The organism is Paenibacillus sp. NPDC056722 (assembly GCF_042790635.1).
GTDB lineage: Bacteria > Bacillota > Bacilli > Paenibacillales > Paenibacillaceae > Paenibacillus_AQ > Paenibacillus_AQ agri.
The window spans coordinates 45,594-66,520 of the sequence record NZ_JBHTYV010000009.1 but is presented as its reverse complement, the minus strand read 5'-3'; the positions used below and the strand labels follow the sequence as shown (position 1 = coordinate 66,520).

Sequence of the window (20,927 nt, the reverse complement as noted above, 5' to 3'; positions counted from 1 at the left end):
CCTTTGCTCTTGGCTAATAGTAGGCGCTCGCCAGCCCCCCTTAAGGATTTTCACCCTAGAAATGACGCCCATTCTGAGCGCACTAACAAAAGCCCAAGCGTTGAACTCGCCTGAGCTTCTATTAGAAGATATATGTGGCTTTCTGATACTACTCCTGTTCAATTGCGAATAGCATGAATTTATTGTGTGGTGACACCATTCAGCACCAACAAAGCCACCGACTCCACATGCAAGTATCGCTTCTGATATACGGTTCGCCGTATCCTACAGCAGATCATCAATAACGTTGGTCTAGTGGTGTATCTGCCTGCCTAGGCTACGATTGTAGATCCTGAGTGTATGGTGCGTAGTTGTTCGGATAATCGGCAAACCTTATTCATTTCCCCTAGCTTTAAATATTCCGAACCTCCACAACCTTCCCTAAATCTACATACTGCTCATGATCCAGCTTCACCTTCACTCTGCCCTTGCGGCGCTTCTCCCGCCATTCCCGAAGATCTTCCTCCGTCTCCAGGCGAAGCTCCGCAATTTCAAGCGCCCGGTCCAGAATGTACTTGCTCGTATACAGCACCGTGAGAATCCCTTGTCCTCCTAGTGCAACGGGAACCGCTACCTTCTCCCATTCCTCAACCCTAATACGTACATACAAATCTTCCTCCGTCCCCGGGCGGCAAGGGATTTCCTTAATCTCCTTACGCCGCAGCACCTTCCAATCTGCAACTTTGCCTACGAAGTGAATGCCCGTTTTGGCAGGATCAAAGAACTTTTTACGCGATTGGCACATCGCCACGTACTCGATCTGGGTGAGGATTTTCACGTCCGAAAGGTTCTTTAACGGCACATGGTAAAAAGAATGCTCTCTCGCCGCCTCCACCTGCTCCGGTCCCCGGACAGAGCCGACAAGCACATTTTTGCCCGCAAGCTGATTGGCATAATACTCTTTCGTCCCGCGTGGACGTGTGGAGCGTTCGTAAGCTTTTTCCGGACTATCCTGAATAATCTCATCCAGGAATTGCTCTACTAGGCTTGTGGAATTTGGCAGAAACGGCAAGGCGCCAATATTCAGCAGCTCAATGCTTTTATAGAAATGGTGGCTCTTATACCGCTCCTCGTCAGGGTACGGAAATAACACATACGCGCCGAACATGCTTCGTTCATATTCCCCCGAGCCTTTCTCTTGATACACAATGGCGTCCCGATAGCGGTGCATCGTATTAATGTCGTCCTCTTCAGGCCCAGGCTGTCTATACTTTTTCTGGTAAGAAGTATCATCATAAGCAGGATTCAAGCGGTATTTGGCGTCAAAAATATACTTATATTCTTTGATTTTGCCAGCATCCTTCTTCTTCAGTGTTAGTACATTATCCGGACGCTGACTGAGCGTCGGTGTCTTATCCGAGTCAGGTATCGCATTGTAATACAAGATAAACTGCTCTCCGTTCACCGGATTCTCGTACACCATCTGCGCACTGCGCGATTGATCCAGCGTCACAAAAATCCCGTTCCGGTTCACCTTAATAATATCCTGCTTCACCAGCTTATACTTCTGCCCCAGGAGCTGATTCAGCTTGAGGAAGCACCAATACTCATAGAGCTGAGCAACATCCTTCATGGATAAGCGGAATAGTTCACCCTGAATAGACAGGCCTTTAAGTAGCATGAGGTAAAAGCGATAGACTTCGCGGTATCCAGGCGCCATCTGCAGCACAAGCGTAATGGACATCTGCTTCAGCATCCCAGCCTCACGCAAGAAGTCCATCTTAAGCACCCGCTCCAGTTGTGTAAGCATAGCGTCAATTTTTCTAAGGAGTAATGCATCTGAGGTCCGGTTGTTTAGCTTCCAGCGACCCTTAAGCTCCTTCAGCTTCCCATGAATACGTTCCAGCATCCAGCGGATGAACCGGTTCTCATTCGTATCATAGGCGAGGCGTCTGTGCGTCTCCAATAAATGTGTAGCAGTGTAGCTTCGGCCATCGATGCTTAAGAATCCATGGTTCTTGTCTTCTCTCAGCCGTTCAGGATGCTTGGCGAGCTCGCGGATATTCTCTCTTCCGGCCTTTTTGACCCGATTGGCATCCACCAGCCGGCGGTCCTGGAGCAGCGCGTAATTCGGATTCCTGTTAATTCGCTCGACGGCATCCAAGAGCTGTCTAAATACATGCTGTAGGATAGTGAAAAACTCCGTCAGGCTCTGATGCTGCGTCTCCCGCAGGCCTGTTAATTGGTAGGTTTTGCGCAAAAAATCAAAGGCTAAATTATAAATCTGCTCATTCACTTCATTCAAAATATTCTGGTAATCCAGCTTGTAATCCATCTTCGAGGGGAAAATCTCCATCTCTACCCGCAGCAGCGTCTGCCCCTCACCCCGGATTTCCCATTCCGTCAGGCCGACCTCATTCCCGAAATTCAGCGCACCCGCAAGGATAGAATCACCTAAAGGCTTGAGCGCTTGCCGCAGCAGCACATTATCATGGTAGAAAGAAAGGTCCACAGAGGTCTTCTTCTGAATCACCAGCTCATACGACTGCGTCTCATAGAAACATGGAAACGCAGCCTCCCCCGGACTCCACTCCACCATCCCGTAAGCTTCAGGGGAAAAGACTTTGATCTGAACATCACCCAGCCGTTCGGACCATACAAGTCCAAGCTGCGCATTCACCCACTCCTGATCCGGGGACCGATGAAGCTGCAAGGTCTCTACCGTAGGATGATAGGGCCGTCCTTGAATGAAAAGCGTAAAAAGCTCCGTGTCCACACGAAGCAATTCCACCGCCTGTTTAAGAGAGCCAGTATGAGGTGAATCCATCTTCCTCCAGCCTCCTAAGCATAAAAGCCAATTTACGCGCGCTTTGCGGATGTACAGCCGTAGGCGGAGTTTGGCCAGCAGCCCATTTCATATAGAGAGGAGAAGCATCGTCCATAAGTTTAGAGATGTCTACTGTAACACCAGATCCGGTGCCAAGAGCAACCTTCATCAGGTTCAGCAGGACCCGTCGCACCGAAGAATGACTGCCTTGGATACGTGGCAAAATCTTTTGCAGCAGCTGCCAGTCAAAGGCCTCTTCCTCACCCATCAGCTTGTACCGTTCGTTATAAATCATATAGAAGCAAATCGCATCCCGGACTCGGAAGCCTACATGAGCGTGAATGTCCTCCAGTAAGGCGTTAATCTTAACCAACCTTTCCGTAGTCCGGATCACAAGCTCCTTATTAACATCAAAAGCATCAACCAGCTGCAAATAATCGGAGCGCAAAAACAGGTGGTTCAGTTCAGCAAGATCAGCGGTATCATCCGTCTCTTCCTGCTCACTCATGTCCGGATACTGCTGCAGATTGATGTAATTGAACTCCAGTGTGTTGGCGCGGTCGAGTACCTTTTTGCTAAAAGGATGCGTCGTCTCGTCCATATTCACCGTCCCGATCAAGAACACATTCTCCGGGATACCCAGGCTGCCATACTTCACTTGATCCTCTGGCTTATCCAGCAGTGTAGAAGAGATAAGATCTTGCGTGCGAATCTTCCCCTCCTGCCAATCCTGCGTCTCCAGCACACTTAACAGATCACTGAAGTAATGCTCCACCCGGGCCAAATTCATCTCATCCAGGCAGATAAAATAAGGCTTATGCGCATTCTCCGGCTGCCGCGCCTCTACCAACACTTCCGTGAGTGGACCCGGCTTGAACCTGCCCGACAGATCCTTATACCCCAGCAGATCCGCAGGATCACTCCAATCCGGCCGCACCGGGATCAAGGTAAACTGACCATTATCTCCCGTTGCCCCAAGCGCCTCTGCAAACAACTTCACTAACCGAGTCTTCCCTGTGCCGGATATGCCCGCCAGGATGACAAAGGGCTTGGTCTTCAGTGAGAGGTAGAAGTTCTCAATGAGGTGCTCGGGGAAGAAGAAGCCTTTGCGGCGGATGTGGGATTGGATTTGGTGGAGGATATTGGTTACCTGTTCATCCTTCAGGGGCTCTGTTTGTCGTGGCAATATTTCCACTTCCTCGTCATCAGCTTCATTATTCGTAGAGGTCACAGTTTCCACGTATAGACGGTAATCCTCTATAACATTTTCAAGGTCTCGAATCAGTTGCGCATCATTCGGAACGGCTCCTCTTTCATACTTAATATAAGCGACAGTAGATACCTGATAGTCTTGGCCTAGACCACTACTCACCAGATTGATATCCTCATCCTTATTCATATATGTAAGAGGCAGGTGTGCCCGAATCTCTTGCTTACGATTACGCAGATAAGCATAGCCCTCTCTACGTCCCATCTCTTGAATGGGCACAGTCACCCCTTGGTTGAACGTAAGATAGACAGTACTCATATCCTCAGCGAACAGATACACAACATACTCTCTACGTTGAGTCGTTTCCGTGATCCGTTTATCCAGTATTGCAAGCCAAGGAACTGTTGCCCAATTCCCTTGTCCAACCGATCCTTGAATTTTATATTGTTCATCTAAAAAAGGTAGCTTTCTAAGCTCAGAAGGAAGAGTCTGCCGAAACAAGGTACCTAGGGAATGCCCCGCAAATGTCTCTCTTTTGGCAGAAGTATACTCTGACATGATCCCTTCAAGGTAACCTTGTAAGGAAAAATGCTGCAAAGCAGAGTGATAAGCTTCCAGTTCATCATTGGCAAGCCTCTCCAATTCCGAAAGCTCCTCTTCTCCTAGCTGTCTTTGAATCTGGCTATGAAAACCTATGGTGTTATCTTCTGAATTCACAAACAAAACTTGAGAAAGCGCACTAACAGGACTGTTAATGATATCTTTAAGCTGACTTTTGGATGCATCTCTCCATAGCTCCCGCCCTGGTGGCTGATCGACCCGGTTACCTCTTTCTTGCTCAGCTATAAAGTAGTTAAGAAACCGTTCCTTAACGCGATCGAACGAAACTCTTCCCTGGTTGGTCTCTCTCAATTCTTCAATTAGGGATAGGATCAGGACCATCTTGTATGACTTTTGTTTTCGCTTGAAAATCTGTGTGATTGACTCCGGTAATGGCATGTTGTCCTCCAGGCTTGTTAACGTTTTTTAGTGGTCGATGTAATTTTCTCGATATGGAGATTACGAATCTCTGAGTCTTTAATATTAGCTTGGCTCAGTTGGTCATAGATCGATTGAATTTGCATTTGAGAAACTAACGGTTCTGGGTTTTCCGTCTTTAAACGGAGCAGTTTTCTGGAGATAAATTCACTTAACTCTACATCATAAACGACAAGCTCATTGGACTGAATTTGGCGAAGCTCCGGATCTATGCTAAAACGACATCTCATTGTGAATGAAATAATCGATACAGATTTCACCTTAGGAATACCCTTAAGAAGACTCTCAACCGCCTTAATATGTCCATAGTTTTGCTTAAGCGGATTGTACATTTTGTAACGGTTACTCACTGACCAGTACTGATCAGTTCGCCCACCTTTAATTTCTCCATTGTAGTTTTTCGTTTCAATGACAAATAAGCAGTACGGGGAAATAACAATATGATCGATTTGAGTGTAACCTGTTCGAGATTTGGGATTAGGGAGCAATAGATCGCTTAACGATTTACACTCCTTAGGTAGCTGGTCAAGCTGGATATTGATTTTATGCTCGCCCAGTTCTCCAATTCTTGTAGCAGCAACCTTCAGCTTTGATTTGGGAGTTAGTACCTTACGCACAGCCTGTGGCGGCTTAGTGTCGGATTTCTTGAAGAAAGACAATAGTGTTTTAAATAGCAAAACCTCATCTATCTAGATTTACAATATGTATGGTTATTCGACAATATGGTAGGGTTTACCTTTATTAAGATTATGACTAGAAGTCTTCTCACTTATTGGATGAGCAACATTTTAAATTAAAAAAGGAAAGGAATCTTCCCTTCCTCACTTTTTTATCTGATGGTTATTCTCCAAGTAATTAACCTATACAAGGGATATAACTTTGCTATTTTAATCTTTGCTATCTTAATAAGATTTTCTGGAGTCTTAAGATGTTCTTCATCTGGATTTATGCGAAAAATACAAAATAATTCTAATCCTTCACTGTCGCATTTCATGTAAAAATCAGTAAACTTATTGGGATCTTCTTTTATCAATATTAAAAGAATGGACAGACATATCTTGGCTTGGAACATATATATGCCATACAAATTGTCCCTCTTTTAACTTTTCTATTTCATGATGAATTTTATCTTTGAGTCGCTCGATATTATCCTTAAGGTAATCCCTATCGATACAGCCTTTAGCAGCAATTTCGTGTAATAAACCAATTTCTACCTCCTTACTAACTACTGATATCTGCATACACACATGCCTAATAAAGCCTTCATGGGATTCTGTCTTGCTTCCCCCAATTAATGCATCTTTACTGTGCTTACCATAACGAAGGCAAATTCATGGTAAACACTTGTAGTTATGTTTTGAAGGACTGATTTGAGAAGTTATAAGTTCAGGTCTTCTTCTCGAAGACCAATTGTGTAAATTCATGTTTTACACAGGGTTTTTCATTAAATTATTTACCTTAAGTAACTTGTTACGAACAACTTCTCTCCTTTTGAGAATTATACGATCCTTCTCAGCTTGATACTTCGGGAAAAATGTCTCATAGTCTTGAAACGTGAAAAAGTATCCATCTAAGTAATGGTCAGTTGCCTTAAATGGGTCCCGCTTTTCCACAAAGGCAAACATTCTTTAAATAGAGGCGAATTTGGGTCGGAAAGGCTTCTATCCTCTCTATCCAGCTTTGAAGTATCATTGGAAATTAGTCCGTAACAATTATACTTGAAAGGACTCTAAGCGAATTTATAAGAGAGTATTAATTACAAGCTATATATGGAAAAATACATAAAAATAAGACCAGCCATACGATTTTAAGTATACTAGAAAGAGATAGAATTAAGGGGGTTGCAACATGGGGTATCAATCAGAAGCAGAATTAGAGAAAAATTTACATAAACAACTTGTAAATCAAGGATACCAAGCGGTTAAGATAGCGAACTATGACGCATTATTAGCCAACTTCAAGCAACAACTTAATTTATTCAACGAACATAAACTAAATAATCAACCGATATCAGATATAGAATTCAAGAGAATTCTTACATTAATCGAAGGAAAGAGCATTTATGATTCTGCAAAGATCTTACGCGATAAACTGTTAGTTGAACGTGAAGACGGTACGCAACTATACATAGAATTGCTAAACACAAAAGATTGGTGTAAGAACCTTTTTCAAGTCACGACGCAAACAACGATAGCTGGTAAGTACACAAACCGCTATGACGTGACCATCCTTATTAACGGCTTACCACTCGTTCAAATAGAATTAAAAAGGCGAGGACTAGACTTTAAAGAAGCATTCAATCAAATACAACGTTATCGTCGTCACACATTTTCCGGTTTGTATCGTTTCCTACAAATCTTTGTCGTAAGTAATGGGGTCGATACAAAATACTTTTCGAACTCTGATTACGATGTTCAATTTGGCTTTACATTTTTCTGGTCAGATGAGAGGAATGAACTAATCACAAACTTACAAGACTTCAGTCGAACATTCTTACAACCGTGTCAACTAGCAAAAATGATTAGTCGTTACATGGTCATTAATGATACAGATAAAGCGTTAATGGTCATGCGTCCATACCAGGTTTATGCAGTAGAAGCACTTGTAAAGCGTGCTACCGAAACAAATAATAATGGTTTCATTTGGCACACAACAGGGTCAGGGAAAACATTGACCTCCTTTAAGGCTGGACAAATCCTAGCTGACGAAGAAAGTATTAAAAAAGTATTCTTCCTTGTTGACCGACAAGATTTAGATAGCCAAACTATTGCTGAATTTAATAGGTTCCAAAAAGGTGCAGTGGACCGTACAGACAAAACAGAAATACTCATTGAACAAGTTAAAGACCCAATGAAGCGTTTTATTGTAACAACAATTCAGAAGATGAACAACGCTATTAAAAATCCAAGATACGAAAATGTTATGGCCCCATATAAGCAAGAGAATGTGGTATTTATCATTGATGAGTGCCATCGCAGTCAATTTGGTGATATGCGAAAAGAAATCGACCGTCATTTCCAAAATGCTCAATACTTCGGCTTTACAGGAACACCTCGCTTTGTCGAGAATAAGAGCCAAGATGGACGTACAACTGCTGACCTGTTTGAGAAGTGTATACATCATTATCTCATCAAAGATGCGATCCGCGATGGCAACGTACTTGGGTTCTCTGTTGAATATATTCGTACTTTCAATGCTAATATCAATGAAGATGATGATACAAAAGTACAAGCAATTAATACGGATGAAGTGTGGCATGACGAGCGACGCCTTAACCTTGTAGCAGACCATATCTTAGATAACCATATTCGACGTTCAAAGAGCAAAGGTTATTGTGCCTTGTTTGCAGTCGATTCTATTCCAACTCTTATTAAGTACTATGATATCTTTAGAAAGAAGAACCATAATTTAAATATAGCTGGTATCTATTCATACGGACAAAATGAGGAAAGCGATGGTATTGGAGAACATTCCCGAGAAGCACTAGACCGTATGATTTTGAATTATAACAATATGTACAACACTGATTATTCAACAGAAACCTGGGATCGTTACTTTTCCGATGTTTCTAAGAAAGTGAAACATGCACAGATTGACATTTTACTTGTTGTGAAAATGTTCTTAACTGGTTTTGATAGCAAACCACTCAACACTTTATATGTAGACAAAAACATGGTGTACCATGACCTACTTCAAGCGTTCAGCCGTACCAATCGAGTTGAGAAATCAACCAAGCCATATGGTACCATTGTTTGCTATCGAAATTTAAAAGACAATACAGATAATGCAATTAAACTATTTTCTAGAACTGATAATGTTGATACTGTATTAATGGGTAGCTACGACGAATATCTACAAATTTTTAAAGAAGCAGTAAAAAACCTGAGAGAAATTGCAGTTATACCGGAAGAAGTAGATGAACTAGAACGTGAAGTAGATAAACGAAAATTCATCGTCGCATTTAAAAATGTTACGAAAATGCTCCAACGTTTACAGTCATTTTCTGATTTTGAATTTAATGAAGTTGAACTGACGATTTCACAACAATCATATGAAGATTACAAAAGCAAATACTTCAAAGTATACGAGGAGTTTAAACGTAGTGAAGTGTCAAAAGAGTCCATTCTGCATGACATCGACTTTGAGTTAGAGCTTATGCATACAGACAAGATTAATGTCAGCTACATTTTAAATCTGATTGCGAGCCTTAACACAGAAAACGAAAAGGAACGTGACAAAGAGATTCGTTTTATCAAACAAGAATTAGACCATGCATCCGATCCAAAGTTACGTCTCAAAATAGAACTGATTAAAAGTTTCTTAGATAAGGTTGCACCAACGTTAGCGCCTGATGAATCTGTCAGCGATGCATACAATCGTTACGAAGAAAAAATGAGTGAGCAAGAGCTCTCAGCATTTGCGAAAGAAGTAGATATTGAAGATAACATATTACGTGAACAAGTATCTACATATGAGTATTCTAATTTAATTGAAAAAAATACAATTATGGATTCTTTATCCGGATCTTTCTTGAAAAAGAATAAAACAATTAAAGCTATTACATCATTTATCCATGACTTTACTGAAAAGTATGGTGCATAAACTATATTTCATTTGATTAAAGAGCGCTAATCGGCGCTTTTTTTATATTATTTTTTAAAAATATAAAAAAATCTGTTTTATTGTTGATATTTTTAAAAATATCATTTAAAATAAACCCATCACTTACGATATATTAAAAAATATCAAGGAGGTGTACGATGAAACTTTATCAAATTGCTGAATTTACACAAGGTGCATTTACAAATCGTTTAGAAACATTTTCTTCTGATATTGAAACAGTAAAAGTTAAATCTCTTTCGTTAAAAGAATTTAATGAAACACTTGGTTTAACTTATAGGATTTCAAATGAAAAAAATGCTGAAATTACTGTAGCGAAAGAAAAATTAATACCCCAATTGCTAACGAACACAAACAGTTTGATTCTACACACTCATACGCAAAAGGTTGCTTTGTTACCTGGGAAGTATAGTGGATTATTATTAACGAATAACTTTATTAAAATTCAATTAAAAGGTAATGTAGATAACGCTTTTTTTGAATGGTACTTTAATGAACACCCTTCTATTCAAAAACAATTGGCATTTTTAAGTGAAGGGATAGTCAGTTCATTATTGAAGCTCTCCCATTTAAAAGACTTAGAAATGGACTTGCCACCTCTTCAGCAGCAAATTATTATTGGGAAAATCGCACAGCTAAAAAAAAGAAAAGAATCACTAATGGCTGAAAAAAGCGAATTACAGCAGCTGCATATTCAGCAAAAATTAATTCAAAGTATTAACAATAACTAAATATTAGGAGAAAATACAATGACAACAAGTGAAAAACAACGCCAGCAACAAGCTGAACTGCATAAAAAATTATGGGCAATGGCAAATGATTTGCGAGGTCAAATGGATGCCAGCGAATTTAAGGATTATATTTTAGGGTTAATCTTCTACCGTTACTTATCAGAAAAGGTAGAATCTCGTGCAAACGAATTGCTAAAGGAAGATAACATTTCTTATGCAAAAGCATGGGAAAGCGAAGAGTACCGAGAGGACTTAGCCGAGTATCTGATTGATGAACTAGGTTATGTAGTAGAACCTCAATTCCTGTTCTCACATTTTCTAGAGGAGATCGAAAAAGGGACAAATGGTGACTTTGATGTAGAGATGCTACAAAACGGTGTAAAGGCAATTGAATCATCTACTTTAGGGACTGAAAGCCAGGACGATTTCCGCAATTTATTCGATGATATGGATTTAACTTCTTCACGCTTAGGACGTACAGTGAAGGATCGTACTATTTTAATTAGTAAAGTAATTATCAACATCGCCGAAATACCATTTCTACAAGATGATGTAGAAATCGACATCTTAGGTGATGCTTATGAATATATGATTTCGCAATTTGCGGCTAATGCTGGAAAAAAAGCTGGTGAGTTTTATACTCCTCAACAAGTATCTAAAATTTTAGCAAAAATCGTAACAGCTGGGAAAACAGAAATCCGTGATGTATATGATGGTGCATGTGGTTCTGGTTCTTTGCTATTACGTGTAGGTAAAGAAGCAAAAGTATTCAAATACTATGGTCAAGAAAAGGTATCAACAACCTATAACTTAGCTCGAATGAACATGTTGCTCCATAATATTCCGTACCAACGATTTGATATTAAAAATGCAGATACATTAGAAGAACCACAACATCTAGAGAAACGCTTTGAAGCAATCGTAGCGAATCCTCCATATAGTGCGAAATGGAGTGCTGATGACAAATTTAAAGACGATGAACGTCTTAGCGCCTATGCGAAACTGGCACCAAAATCAAAAGCAGACTTTGCCTTCATTCAGCACTTTGTCCATCAATTAGATGATAATGGTACAATGGCGGTTGTATTACCACATGGTGTACTATTCCGTGGGGCAGCAGAAGAAGTCATTCGTAAATATTTAATCGAAGAAAAAAATTATTTGGATGCAGTGATTGGCTTACCAGCGAACATCTTTTACGGTACAAGTATTCCAACATGTATCCTTGTGTTCAAAAAGTGTCGTAAGCATGATGACAATGTATTATTTATTGATTCATCTAATGAATATGAAAAAGGAAAAAATCAAAACCTTTTATCTGATGAACATGTTGAAAAAATCTTTGCCACATTCTTAAGTCGCGAATCAATCGACAAATATTCATACGCAGCTACATTAGGGGAAATCAAAGAAAATGATTATAATTTAAATATCCCCCGCTACGTGGATACATTTGAAGAAGAAGAACCGATTGATTTAAAAGCAGTAGAACAACGTCTCAAAGAAATTGATGATGAAATTGCGGAAGTGGATCGTGAGCTAGAAAAGTACTTTAAAGAATTGGGGGTGTAAGGTATGAATGCACCTAAATTGAGATTTGAGGGTTTTAATGGCGATTGGAAAATTACTCTTCTTAGCGATTTAATGTCATTTAATAATGGCATCAACGCTGACAAAGGCAGTTACGGTCATGGTCGTAAATTTATTAATGTATTAGACATCTTGAATAATAATTCGATTAAATATGACGAAATTATTGGCTCTGTATCTGTTTCTCAAAAGGTTGAGGATACTAATAAAGTTGAATATGGAGATTTGTTATTTCTTCGTAGCTCTGAGACTAGAGAAGATGTCGGTAAAAGCACAGTTTATTTAGATAAAAATAAGTTTGCTTTATTTGGTGGGTTTGTAATTCGTGGTAAAAAGCAAGGAGAGTACCAGCCTTACTTTTTAAAGCTTAATTTAGAATCACCTAGAATTCGTCACCAAATTGGTTCTAAGGCAGGAGGAAGTACACGTTTTAATGTTAGTCAGTCAATTTTAAGCTCAATTGAAGTTTCTATGCCTTCTAAAACTGAACAACAAAAAATCGCAGAATTCATGGATTATTTTGATAGAAAAATTAAACTTCATCAAGAAAAAATCGACTTGCTGAAAAAACAGAAGAAAGGCTATATACAGAAGATTTTTAATCAAGAATTACGATTTAAAAATGAAGATCGATCAGATTTTCCAAATTGGGAGCTTAAAAAAATCAACAGTCTTTTTGAAAAATCCTCTGACAAAAATACTACGCTTTGTTTTGATAAACATAAAATTATTTCTGTAGCTTCTATGAGATTTAAGGAAGATCTTAAAGAATCTAGTGACGACTACATGAAGACTTACAATATTCTAAGAGAAAACGAAATTGCTTTTGAAGGTAATAAGTCAAAAAAGTTTAAATACGGTCGTTTTGTGTTAAATAATATTGGAGATGGAATTGTATCACATGTATTTATTGTATTTAAACCAAAACAAGTATTTAATCAAAATTTCCTTAAAGAATATATCAATAATGAAGTAGTTATGCAAAAAATTTTACTGCATTCAACAACTAGTACATTAATGATGACATCTTTAAATTCAAAAGAATTTTTAAAGAAATCATTGCCTTTACCTTCTATAGAAGAACAAAATAAAATTGGGGAATTCTTATCTACTTTCGAAAAGAGAGTTTTATGGGAAGAAAAAAAGTTAAACTCATTAATTTTACAAAAACATGCTCTCATGCATCAAATGTTAATCTAATCTAAACAGCACCATTCCATTTATTCTGGAATAGTGCTGTTTTTGTTTTTCAGAGGTTCACCTTATCATAAAAAGAATCATGGTTGTCAATTGCTTGACAACATCCGTCTCATAATAAAGATACGCTATTTTCACCAGGTAAACAAAGGCAGACTCTCCACATGTGTAAAGCATTCAGTGGGAACAACCTCGATACAAAGCGCACCAACAAATGAGAAGCTGACGACTTGAATATAATAATGGTCTTCGGTTTAATAATCCCAACCATTTGCCACGCAATAGTGAGATTCTTAATTATCACTACCCTATCCACTCTCCAGATGCCCCCTTACCCATCTAAGCTCATTCCCGGGTAAAAGATCTTCCCTTCACAACCCACCCCGCCTCAACCCATAAAAAAACCGCACAACCGGATGCTTCAATTCCATCTTCTCAGCCATACCCAAAATCCGCTTCTTCCCAACTCTTTTATCCACCAAAGCCAAAACATTCAATAGAATTTCACTGCTCTCCAAGCTCTCCTCTATAGGAGTAGTTAGGAATTTATTAGCCACAACAGTAAAATTCGATTTACTTAATACAGCCTGTGCTGACAAGAGCTCCTTCGCATGTTCTGTACTTTTTCTGCCTCTGGCAATGACTATTAGGCGATCCTCCGGCACTGGCCCCTTGGTATCTTTTCTGACCGCTTCAATTTCGTCACTGGTGATAGGAATTTGAATGTCTGGATCATTCTTAATTTCCAGCTCTGTTTGATACCATCTGATAGGATTCGTTTTATCACTCATGTTGAGAATGTTCTTTTTATCCACCGTGATATAACAAATCCCTGATTTATCAGGCAGATAACGGTAGCCCGGTGCGCGATATTCTACTCTTCCATCTAACGCAGGACTGAGAAAGCCCTCCAGTTGTTGCTTCAATTTGCTCCAGGACATGTGATCCCCTCCATATACAAACAGAGGAAAGGCTGGTTGGCTCCGGGTTGCTCCCCTCTCCATTCATCCGATCCTCAATTTGTACGTCTTTTTCTATTTCCACACGAATTTCTACAATTTCGCCAGTTTATTCTCCATACTCTTCTGACTCATCCTGCGCCTTGCTTGCAAATTCACTCAGCAGCGCACGCACTTCACTTGTTGATTTGGTATTCATCAAGGTATTTCTTAATTCACTTGCCCCGCGGAATCCGCGGACATAGATTTTGAAGAAGCGTTGAAGAGGTCTGAACGAACGTGACTCAAGTCCCGAATATTGATCATGGAGATCCAGATGCAGCCGCAGCAGATCCAGCAGTTCCTCACTGCTATGCTCCTTCGGCTCCTTCTCAAAAGCAAACGGATTTTGAAAAATACCACGCCCGATCATAATACCATCCACACCGTACTCTTCAGCGAGCTTGAGGCCGGTCTCACGGTCAGGAATATCCCCGTTAATGGTCAGCAGTGTATCTGGTGCCACCTCATCACGAAGCTTCTTAATCTCCGGAATCAGTTCCCAGTGGGCATCTACTTTACTCATTTCCTCTCTGGTGCGCAGATGAATGGACAGATTCACAATATCTTGCTTCAAGATATGGGTTAACCAGCCGCGCCATTCATCTATGTCACTGAAACCGAGCCTTGTTTTTACGCTGACGGGCAGTCCGCCGGCTTTGGCGGCTTGGATGATCTCCGCTGCAAGCTCAGGACGGCAGATCAGGCCGCTTCCCTTCCCATTCTCCGCTACATTCGCTACAGGACACCCCATGTTAATATCTATGCCTTTGAAGCCTTCTTTCGCCATACCGATACTCATTTGACGGAAGAATTCCGGCTTGTCTCCCCAGATATGAGCTACGATGGGCTGTTCATCCTCTGTAAACGTCAAACGCCCGCGCACAGCATGGTTCCCCTCCGGGTGACAATAGCTCTCTGTATTCGCAAACTCCGTAAAAAACACATCCGGTCTGGCTGCTTCACTAACGACATGGCGAAACACAACATCCGTCACATCTTCCATCGGCGCCAGTATAAAAAAAGGCCGTGGTAATTCACGCCAAAAATTATTCATCATCTTAAACCCTCTCTATAAATACCAGGATAAATCCTTATCCCGTAATAATATTATTTAATCTTATCTTACAATTGATTCTAATGAGTGTACAAGCTGCTGTTGATACATTTGATTCCATTCTCATGATGAGAACAGCCCTCTCCCGTCTTGGTTTGATTCTTACCCGTTTTCCTACTGTAGGGCAAATGATTTGGGCATGCCGTACGTATGAAGCCATTGCGTCACTTCTTGGTTCCTCTGGTCTTGATACTTGTCCGCTAACCCATGCCGACCATCCGGGTACAGAACAAGCTTCACGGTTTTACCTGCCTTTTCCAAATCACCTGCAAAATCTTGAACGGTTTGCCAAATCAGACTCTCATCGGCAGTCCCTTGCAACAGAAGTACCGGGGCCTTAATGTCGGGAATTCGATCCAGTATCGAATAATCCCCTTTTGATTCAGGATTAGCATTAATCAAGCCAAATCTCACGTATTCTCCCGTCTTTCTATTTTCCTCTACAATTTCAGGTGAATTTGCGTCCGGGTGCTCATATAGCCAGCGTAAATTGACATCCCAGCCCACAAAAGGACTCACACCAACAACAGCTTTTACATCCTGCCGCTCAGAAGCTAATCTTAAAGCCACACCGCCACCCATCGATGCACCAAGCAGGTATACCGAATCCGGTTTTACGCTTCCGGTGGACATTGCCACTTTAATTCCATTCTCTGCATCCCGTGTATTCTCCGCAATACCTTGCACATGGCCATCGCTCTCCAAATATCCACGATAGATGGGGTACAAGTAAACCACTTCGTCACTCATATAACTAAAACCGTACGTAAAGCCAAAATCGTAATGAGAAAGCTCCTTACGTTCAAGAGCGTATCCCCCATGAAGATGAACTACCAGTGGATATTTTCCGGTAGCCTTAGGAACCGTCAGATATGCTAGGACTTTGATATTATCACTTTTATAAAATACCTTGTATATATCAATATTCGGATTTTGACCAGGTACTTCTATTCGTTCTTTAGAGATGATCTCTATATCGCTATCCAGTGGATCAGTTGCTTCACAGCTGGATAACGTGGCTGTAATCAATATAATTATAACTAGAATCAAAAAAAATGCTCTATTTCTCCAATGACCATAATATTCCATTCCCTCACACCCTCCTAAACAATCCTAGTGCTATTTTAGAACATATCCAGATTGCTGTAAGCGATATAGTTTTGCATAGAAGAAGGATTTGTGCCGGTCTATCGAAAACAACTTAAAAACCCCGCTTGCTAACCGTTAAAATAACGGAAGGCGACGGGGTAATTCCAATTCATATACTTCAAATCTTACTGTACACTCCACATGTGAAAAATGCACAATATTGGAAAAATAGAAGAGACAACTTAAGCCGTTTTATTGCTCTGAAGGTTCATATTCGCTTTTCAATCTAGAGAAGACAGCAAGATCAACATATTTGCCCTTTTCGAACTCATGTTGCCTTAAGACACCCTCTTTATGGAAGCCGAGCTTATACATCAATCGGATCGACGCCTCATTCTCTGCTTCCACTTTCGCTTCAATTTTATTGACCTTCATAGTCAAAAAACCAAAATGCATGATACATTTCACTACCTCTGTCATAATACCCTTTCCCCAAAAATCAGGATTTAGGTCATAACCAATTTCAATACGATTGTGCATCTTCTCATAGTTTAGAAATCCACATGTTCCAATCACTTTTTTGGACTCACTATCTTCAATCATCCATCGTAAGCCGGATTGTTCCTTGAAAATTTTCTGATACCAATTCATTTCATTTATCGCATTCTCGACCGAAGTAAATGGTATGAATGGCATATATTCCGCAACGGCTTCTTTTGAATAAAGTTCGAAAATATCATAACGATCTTTTTCTTCTGCCCTCCGTAGTATGAACCGTTCTGTTTTTAACTGAGGGAAATCAATGAATGCGAACTCTGAATTCATGTTACTCCTCCCTTTTCCCATTGATGATATCAATATCAGAAATTAAATTACCACATTTATGAAAATAATAACACTATATAGGTTAATAAACCAATCTGCCCGGCAGCTAAATAGCAGCTTTTGAGTACCACTGTCACAGCTTCATTTTCGAACCATCAATATTACAGTCTCCACATGTGTGGAGTGCTTAATATTGACGTAAATACAGGGGGCGAATTACGCCCCCACAAACAACGGATTCCCGAAGCTTTCTCGTCATCAATCTGTAACTCTGCAAAGCTCCTGACTTCGCTGCATAATACGTTCATTGGCTTCGCCTTGACTGACAACGGTTCGAGTAGCTTTCGGCCATTTTTTCAAAGCACATCATTTACTCAACCTCTACCCATGCTATCTCTTCTAAATAGCCACAAACCGGCGACAATAAATACCGCTCCTATAATATAAAATAAAGTTTTACTTTCCTCACCCGTTTTAGGAAGGACGGTTATTTCTTCATTTACGTTTGTCGTTTCAAATGGCGTTGGTGTTGGCTCTTCTACCCGTCCTGGTTCTTCTGTTGGTGTTGGTGCTGGCGTTGGTGTTGCTGTTGGCGTTGGTGCTGGCGTTGTCGGGACGGGAAGTTTAAAGTTCAATAGCACATTTCTTTGCACATCCAATACATTGACTGCAATCGCACCAAAATCTTGAATATCATCGATATATCTCACATATGTTATTTTCCCGTACCCTCCCAAACAACCCTAGTGCTATTTTAGAACATCTCCAGATTGCTGTAAGCGATATAGTTTTGCATAGAAGAAGGATTTGTGCCTGTCTATCGAAAACACCTTAAAAAACCCCGCTTGCTAACCGTTAAAATAACGGAAGGTGACGGGGTAATTCCAATTCATATGTAAATCTACAATTCTGTAATACTGTGAACTTCTACTTATAACGTTTTAATAACTTCTCTTGATGAGATTTAAATATATCCTCAATGCTAATGTCGTACTTGTTAGCAATGACTATAACATTCCCTAGTACATCACCAAGTTCTTCTATTAACTCCTGCTTATTTTCAGCGTATGTCCCGACGATTTCATCTGGACGATCTCGACCAATTTCTAAAGCTCTAATAGCACGTGCTACTTCTCCCGTTTCCTCCGCTAAAAAGCCTATGCGAATGAAAATATCGAGTTCTGACCAACCTCGTGCTTCATAATAATCCTTCACCCATTCTTGAAATGCATTTACGTCCAATTTATGTGCCCCCTACGAATTAAGCAGAATTCAACAACAATTATAAGTATATAATATTCTTCGGAATGGGGTTATTTAAATGAATAAAATAGCTGTTTTTTTGTGGATCTAGCAATGGATCTTCTATAGCATGGCTACTTGTGGAATGAGAAATATCACAAAAAAACTTAACAAAATTAATTACTGTTGAGGCCATGTACGAGCGAAAAAGCAAGATGATGGAGTTAGCAGATGGCTTTATTGCGCTTCCAGGTGGTTCCGGTACATTAGAAGAGTTTTTCGAAATATTTACATGGAGCCAGCAACCCTCTAGCGAAAAACTAAGACACAGTCTAATTGACTGTGTCTTTTCTTTCAAGTCTTACTGTACATTCCACATGTGTGGAGTGCTTAATATTGACGTGAATACAGGGGAGAATTACGCCCCCGTAGACAACGGATTTCCGAAATTATAGTGGATAATAATTCCACCACCCAATTCGATCTCGATGCGTTCAATCAAGCGCATTTTCCGAGCTGTGTAGCACCATCGCCTTGCTTTTGTTATTCGCCAGCAGACGAGCAAGGTCGCGATGATCCTTGAGAGAGAAGCCATCCCCGTAATAATCTGTTCCGACACGTAGAGTAGGGCAAATCAGCAGAATGAGTGTCTCTAGATGGTCAGCCCTCTTTCGAGTAGCTTTCGGCCTTTTTTTCAAAGCACATCATTTACTCAACCTCTACCCATGCTATCTCTTCTAAATAGCCACAAACCGGCGACAATAAATACCGCTCCTATAATATAAAATAAAGATTTACTTTCCTCGCCCGTTTTAGGAAGGACGGTTATTTTTTCATTTACGTTTGTCGGTTCAAGTGGCGTTGGCGTTGGCGTTGGTTCTTCTACCCGTCCTGGTTCTTCTGTTAGAGTCGGCGTTGCCGTTGCCGTTGGCTCTTCTAGCCATTCTGATTCTACTGTTGGAGTCAGCGTCGGCGTTGCCGTTGGCTCTTCTACCCGTCCTGGTTCTTCTGTTGGAGTCAGCATCGGCGTTGCCGTTGGCTCTTCTACCCGTCCTGGTTCTTCTGTTGGAGTCAGCGTCGGCGTTGCCGTTGGCTCTTCTACCCGTTCTGGTTCTTCTGTTGGCGTTGGTGTTGCTATTGCTGTTGGTGCTGGCGTTGCTGTTGGTGTTGCTGTTGGTGCTGGCGTTGCTGTTGGTGTTGCTGTTGGTGCTGGCGTTGCTGTTGGTGTTGCTGTTGCTGTTGCTGTTGCTGTTGGTGCTGGCGTTGCTGTTGCTGTTGCTGTTGGTGCTGGTGTTGGCGACACGGGAAGTTTAAAGTTCAATAGAACATTTCTCTGCACATCCAATACATTGGCTGCAACCGCACCAAAATCTTGAATATCATTGATATATCTCACTGACGAAGTGATGAACACATCGTTGACAGATTGACGCATCATAAATTGGAGTCCAATATCTACATTTGAAGCCGTATCATCATAATCGCCATCAGCGATTGTAATCGTGATCGTCTTACTGTTAAGACTTGGATTGGTGTATGTTGATTCAACGACAGTCGCATTTGGATATCTAGCCTCCGTAGCAGTATCAAGCTGGACTGATGGTAAAATGACAGTTCCATCATCGTTCTTTTCTGTTGCTTTATAAGATACTGATACAACAAGGTTATCATTCGCATCAAATGATAATTGCTGATCAAATACATCCACATCCGTTTCTGTATACGTTGGCCCTATAGGCGCTAAACTGATGTAGTAATTAAACAAATCCTCTCCCGCTGGTGTTGGCGGATAATGCTGCCCACGCCAGTCATTCAAACTCGCGCCATTAGTGTAATGCCAAATAGCATATTGGGTAGCCCAAAGTGCCATGTCTTCATCCAAACCTGTAATACCAGTGGCCGCTTGTAAATCTGCAACACTCTTCATTGGAAAACCATTGAGCAGGATCGCTCTTAACATATCCCCATTAATCACCTTTCCTTTAATGGTGTAGTTGTTAATTTCTTTAAGTGGTGAAAAGAACTCTTCACCGGCACGATAACCGAAAAGATCTTTCGTAAGTGGATATTGTCTCGACTTGTCAAAGCAATAAGCTAAAATACCATCAGGTAGACCTGCTCTGTTCGGCCTTCGTTCATAAACTCCGTTATTATATTCTGCTAAAACAATGATAGGGTACATTCGCACATTAGGAAACCAATGATCTACGACCTCAAACTTCTCAACAACTGTAGGAGCTGCTTGGATAGATTGAAATGAGGTCGAACCTAGCAGAATAATCAGAAATATGGCTAGCTTCACTTTTATTTTATTCATTTGAGGTCACTCCCTTTTATGATCATAGTAAAAACAGAACACTCTTCGAAAGTGTTCCGTTTTTAATTATATCGGGTATCGATGTCGTTTTTTAAATGCTTTTATCGGATATGATTCTTTAGTAGCATAGCTGCTCCAACACTTAGT

At 40.6% G+C, this 20,927-nt stretch carries 16 protein-coding genes and 1 pseudogene; 5 read left to right on the top strand and 12 right to left on the bottom strand.

Annotation, left to right across the window (positions count from 1 at the left end; translation table 11 throughout):
* Window positions 1–391: 391 nt before the first annotated feature.
* The 4 genes from ACFRAM_RS20395 to ACFRAM_RS20380 all read right to left on the bottom strand — a co-directional run bounded on the left by ACFRAM_RS20395 (window position 392) and on the right by ACFRAM_RS20380 (window position 6,295).
* The gene (locus tag ACFRAM_RS20395) at window positions 392–2,806 is read right to left on the bottom strand and encodes a DUF2357 domain-containing protein (RefSeq protein ID WP_379467522.1); all 2,415 of its coding nucleotides are present in this window, start codon (window positions 2,804–2,806) and stop codon (window positions 392–394) included.
* Window positions 2,778–5,015, bottom strand: coding sequence for an MrcB family domain-containing protein (locus ACFRAM_RS20390; protein ID WP_379467520.1), 2,238 nt, complete (start codon window positions 5,013–5,015; stop codon window positions 2,778–2,780). The genes ACFRAM_RS20395 and ACFRAM_RS20390 overlap by 29 nt, the downstream gene beginning before the upstream one ends.
* A gap of 17 nt (window positions 5,016–5,032) precedes the next feature.
* Window positions 5,033–5,731: a nuclease-related domain-containing protein gene (locus ACFRAM_RS20385; protein WP_379467518.1), complete on the bottom strand. Its 699-nt coding sequence runs from the start codon at window positions 5,729–5,731 to the stop codon at window positions 5,033–5,035.
* Window positions 5,732–6,064: 333 nt separating this feature from the next.
* A complete protein-coding gene (locus ACFRAM_RS20380) occupies window positions 6,065–6,295 on the bottom strand; it encodes a hypothetical protein (RefSeq protein ID WP_379467516.1) in 231 nt (76 codons plus the stop codon).
* A gap of 607 nt (window positions 6,296–6,902) precedes the next feature.
* On the opposite strand from ACFRAM_RS20380, the gene ACFRAM_RS20375 reads away from it, so the two are divergent.
* The 4 genes from ACFRAM_RS20375 (at window position 6,903) to ACFRAM_RS20360 (ending at window position 13,195) form a co-directional block, all read left to right on the top strand.
* On the top strand, window positions 6,903–9,656 hold the full coding sequence (locus tag ACFRAM_RS20375) for a type I restriction endonuclease subunit R (protein WP_379467514.1): 2,754 nt from the start codon (window positions 6,903–6,905) through the stop codon (window positions 9,654–9,656).
* 158 nt (window positions 9,657–9,814) lie between these two features.
* Window positions 9,815–10,405, top strand: a complete 591-nt coding sequence (locus ACFRAM_RS20370) for a restriction endonuclease subunit S (protein WP_379467512.1) — start codon at window positions 9,815–9,817, stop codon at window positions 10,403–10,405.
* A gap of 18 nt (window positions 10,406–10,423) precedes the next feature.
* Window positions 10,424–11,977: a type I restriction-modification system subunit M gene (locus tag ACFRAM_RS20365; protein ID WP_379467510.1), complete on the top strand. Its 1,554-nt coding sequence runs from the start codon at window positions 10,424–10,426 to the stop codon at window positions 11,975–11,977.
* 3 nt (window positions 11,978–11,980) lie between these two features.
* Window positions 11,981–13,195 (top strand): restriction endonuclease subunit S, encoded by a 1,215-nt coding sequence (locus tag ACFRAM_RS20360; protein ID WP_379467508.1) that lies wholly within the window; start codon window positions 11,981–11,983, stop codon window positions 13,193–13,195.
* A gap of 368 nt (window positions 13,196–13,563) precedes the next feature.
* Here the strand turns inward: ACFRAM_RS20360 and ACFRAM_RS20355 are convergent, their stop codons facing one another.
* The 6 genes from ACFRAM_RS20355 to ACFRAM_RS20330 all read right to left on the bottom strand — a co-directional run bounded on the left by ACFRAM_RS20355 (window position 13,564) and on the right by ACFRAM_RS20330 (window position 18,463).
* On the bottom strand, window positions 13,564–14,133 hold the full coding sequence (locus ACFRAM_RS20355; protein WP_379467506.1) for an SF0329 family protein: 570 nt from the start codon (window positions 14,131–14,133) through the stop codon (window positions 13,564–13,566).
* A gap of 127 nt (window positions 14,134–14,260) precedes the next feature.
* Window positions 14,261–15,250 (bottom strand): tRNA dihydrouridine synthase, encoded by a 990-nt coding sequence (locus ACFRAM_RS20350; RefSeq protein WP_379467504.1) that lies wholly within the window; start codon window positions 15,248–15,250, stop codon window positions 14,261–14,263.
* Window positions 15,251–15,421: 171 nt separating this feature from the next.
* On the bottom strand, window positions 15,422–16,396 hold the full coding sequence (locus tag ACFRAM_RS20345) for an alpha/beta hydrolase family protein (protein WP_379467502.1): 975 nt from the start codon (window positions 16,394–16,396) through the stop codon (window positions 15,422–15,424).
* Window positions 16,397–16,648: 252 nt separating this feature from the next.
* Window positions 16,649–17,221 carry a GNAT family N-acetyltransferase gene (locus tag ACFRAM_RS20340; RefSeq protein WP_379467500.1) on the bottom strand — a complete coding sequence of 191 codons (573 nt, stop codon included), beginning with the start codon at window positions 17,219–17,221 and terminating at the stop codon, window positions 16,649–16,651.
* Window positions 17,222–17,595: 374 nt separating this feature from the next.
* Entirely contained in the window at window positions 17,596–17,931 is a 336-nt protein-coding gene (locus ACFRAM_RS20335) for an LPXTG cell wall anchor domain-containing protein (RefSeq protein WP_379467498.1), read from the bottom strand.
* Window positions 17,932–18,148: 217 nt separating this feature from the next.
* A complete protein-coding gene (locus ACFRAM_RS20330; protein WP_379467496.1) occupies window positions 18,149–18,463 on the bottom strand; it encodes a MazG nucleotide pyrophosphohydrolase domain-containing protein in 315 nt (104 codons plus the stop codon).
* A gap of 167 nt (window positions 18,464–18,630) precedes the next feature.
* On the opposite strand from ACFRAM_RS20330, the pseudogene ACFRAM_RS20325 reads away from it, so the two are divergent.
* Window positions 18,631–18,918: pseudogene (locus ACFRAM_RS20325) on the top strand (LOG family protein); the annotation flags it as partial.
* Window positions 18,919–18,957: 39 nt separating this feature from the next.
* Here ACFRAM_RS20325 and ACFRAM_RS20320 read toward each other — a convergent pair.
* Entirely contained in the window at window positions 18,958–19,161 is a 204-nt protein-coding gene (locus tag ACFRAM_RS20320; RefSeq protein WP_379467494.1) for a hypothetical protein, read from the bottom strand.
* 14 nt (window positions 19,162–19,175) lie between these two features.
* Window positions 19,176–20,780 carry a TQXA domain-containing protein gene (locus tag ACFRAM_RS20315; protein ID WP_379467492.1) on the bottom strand — a complete coding sequence of 535 codons (1,605 nt, stop codon included), beginning with the start codon at window positions 20,778–20,780 and terminating at the stop codon, window positions 19,176–19,178.
* Between the last annotated feature and the right edge of the window lie 147 nt (window positions 20,781–20,927).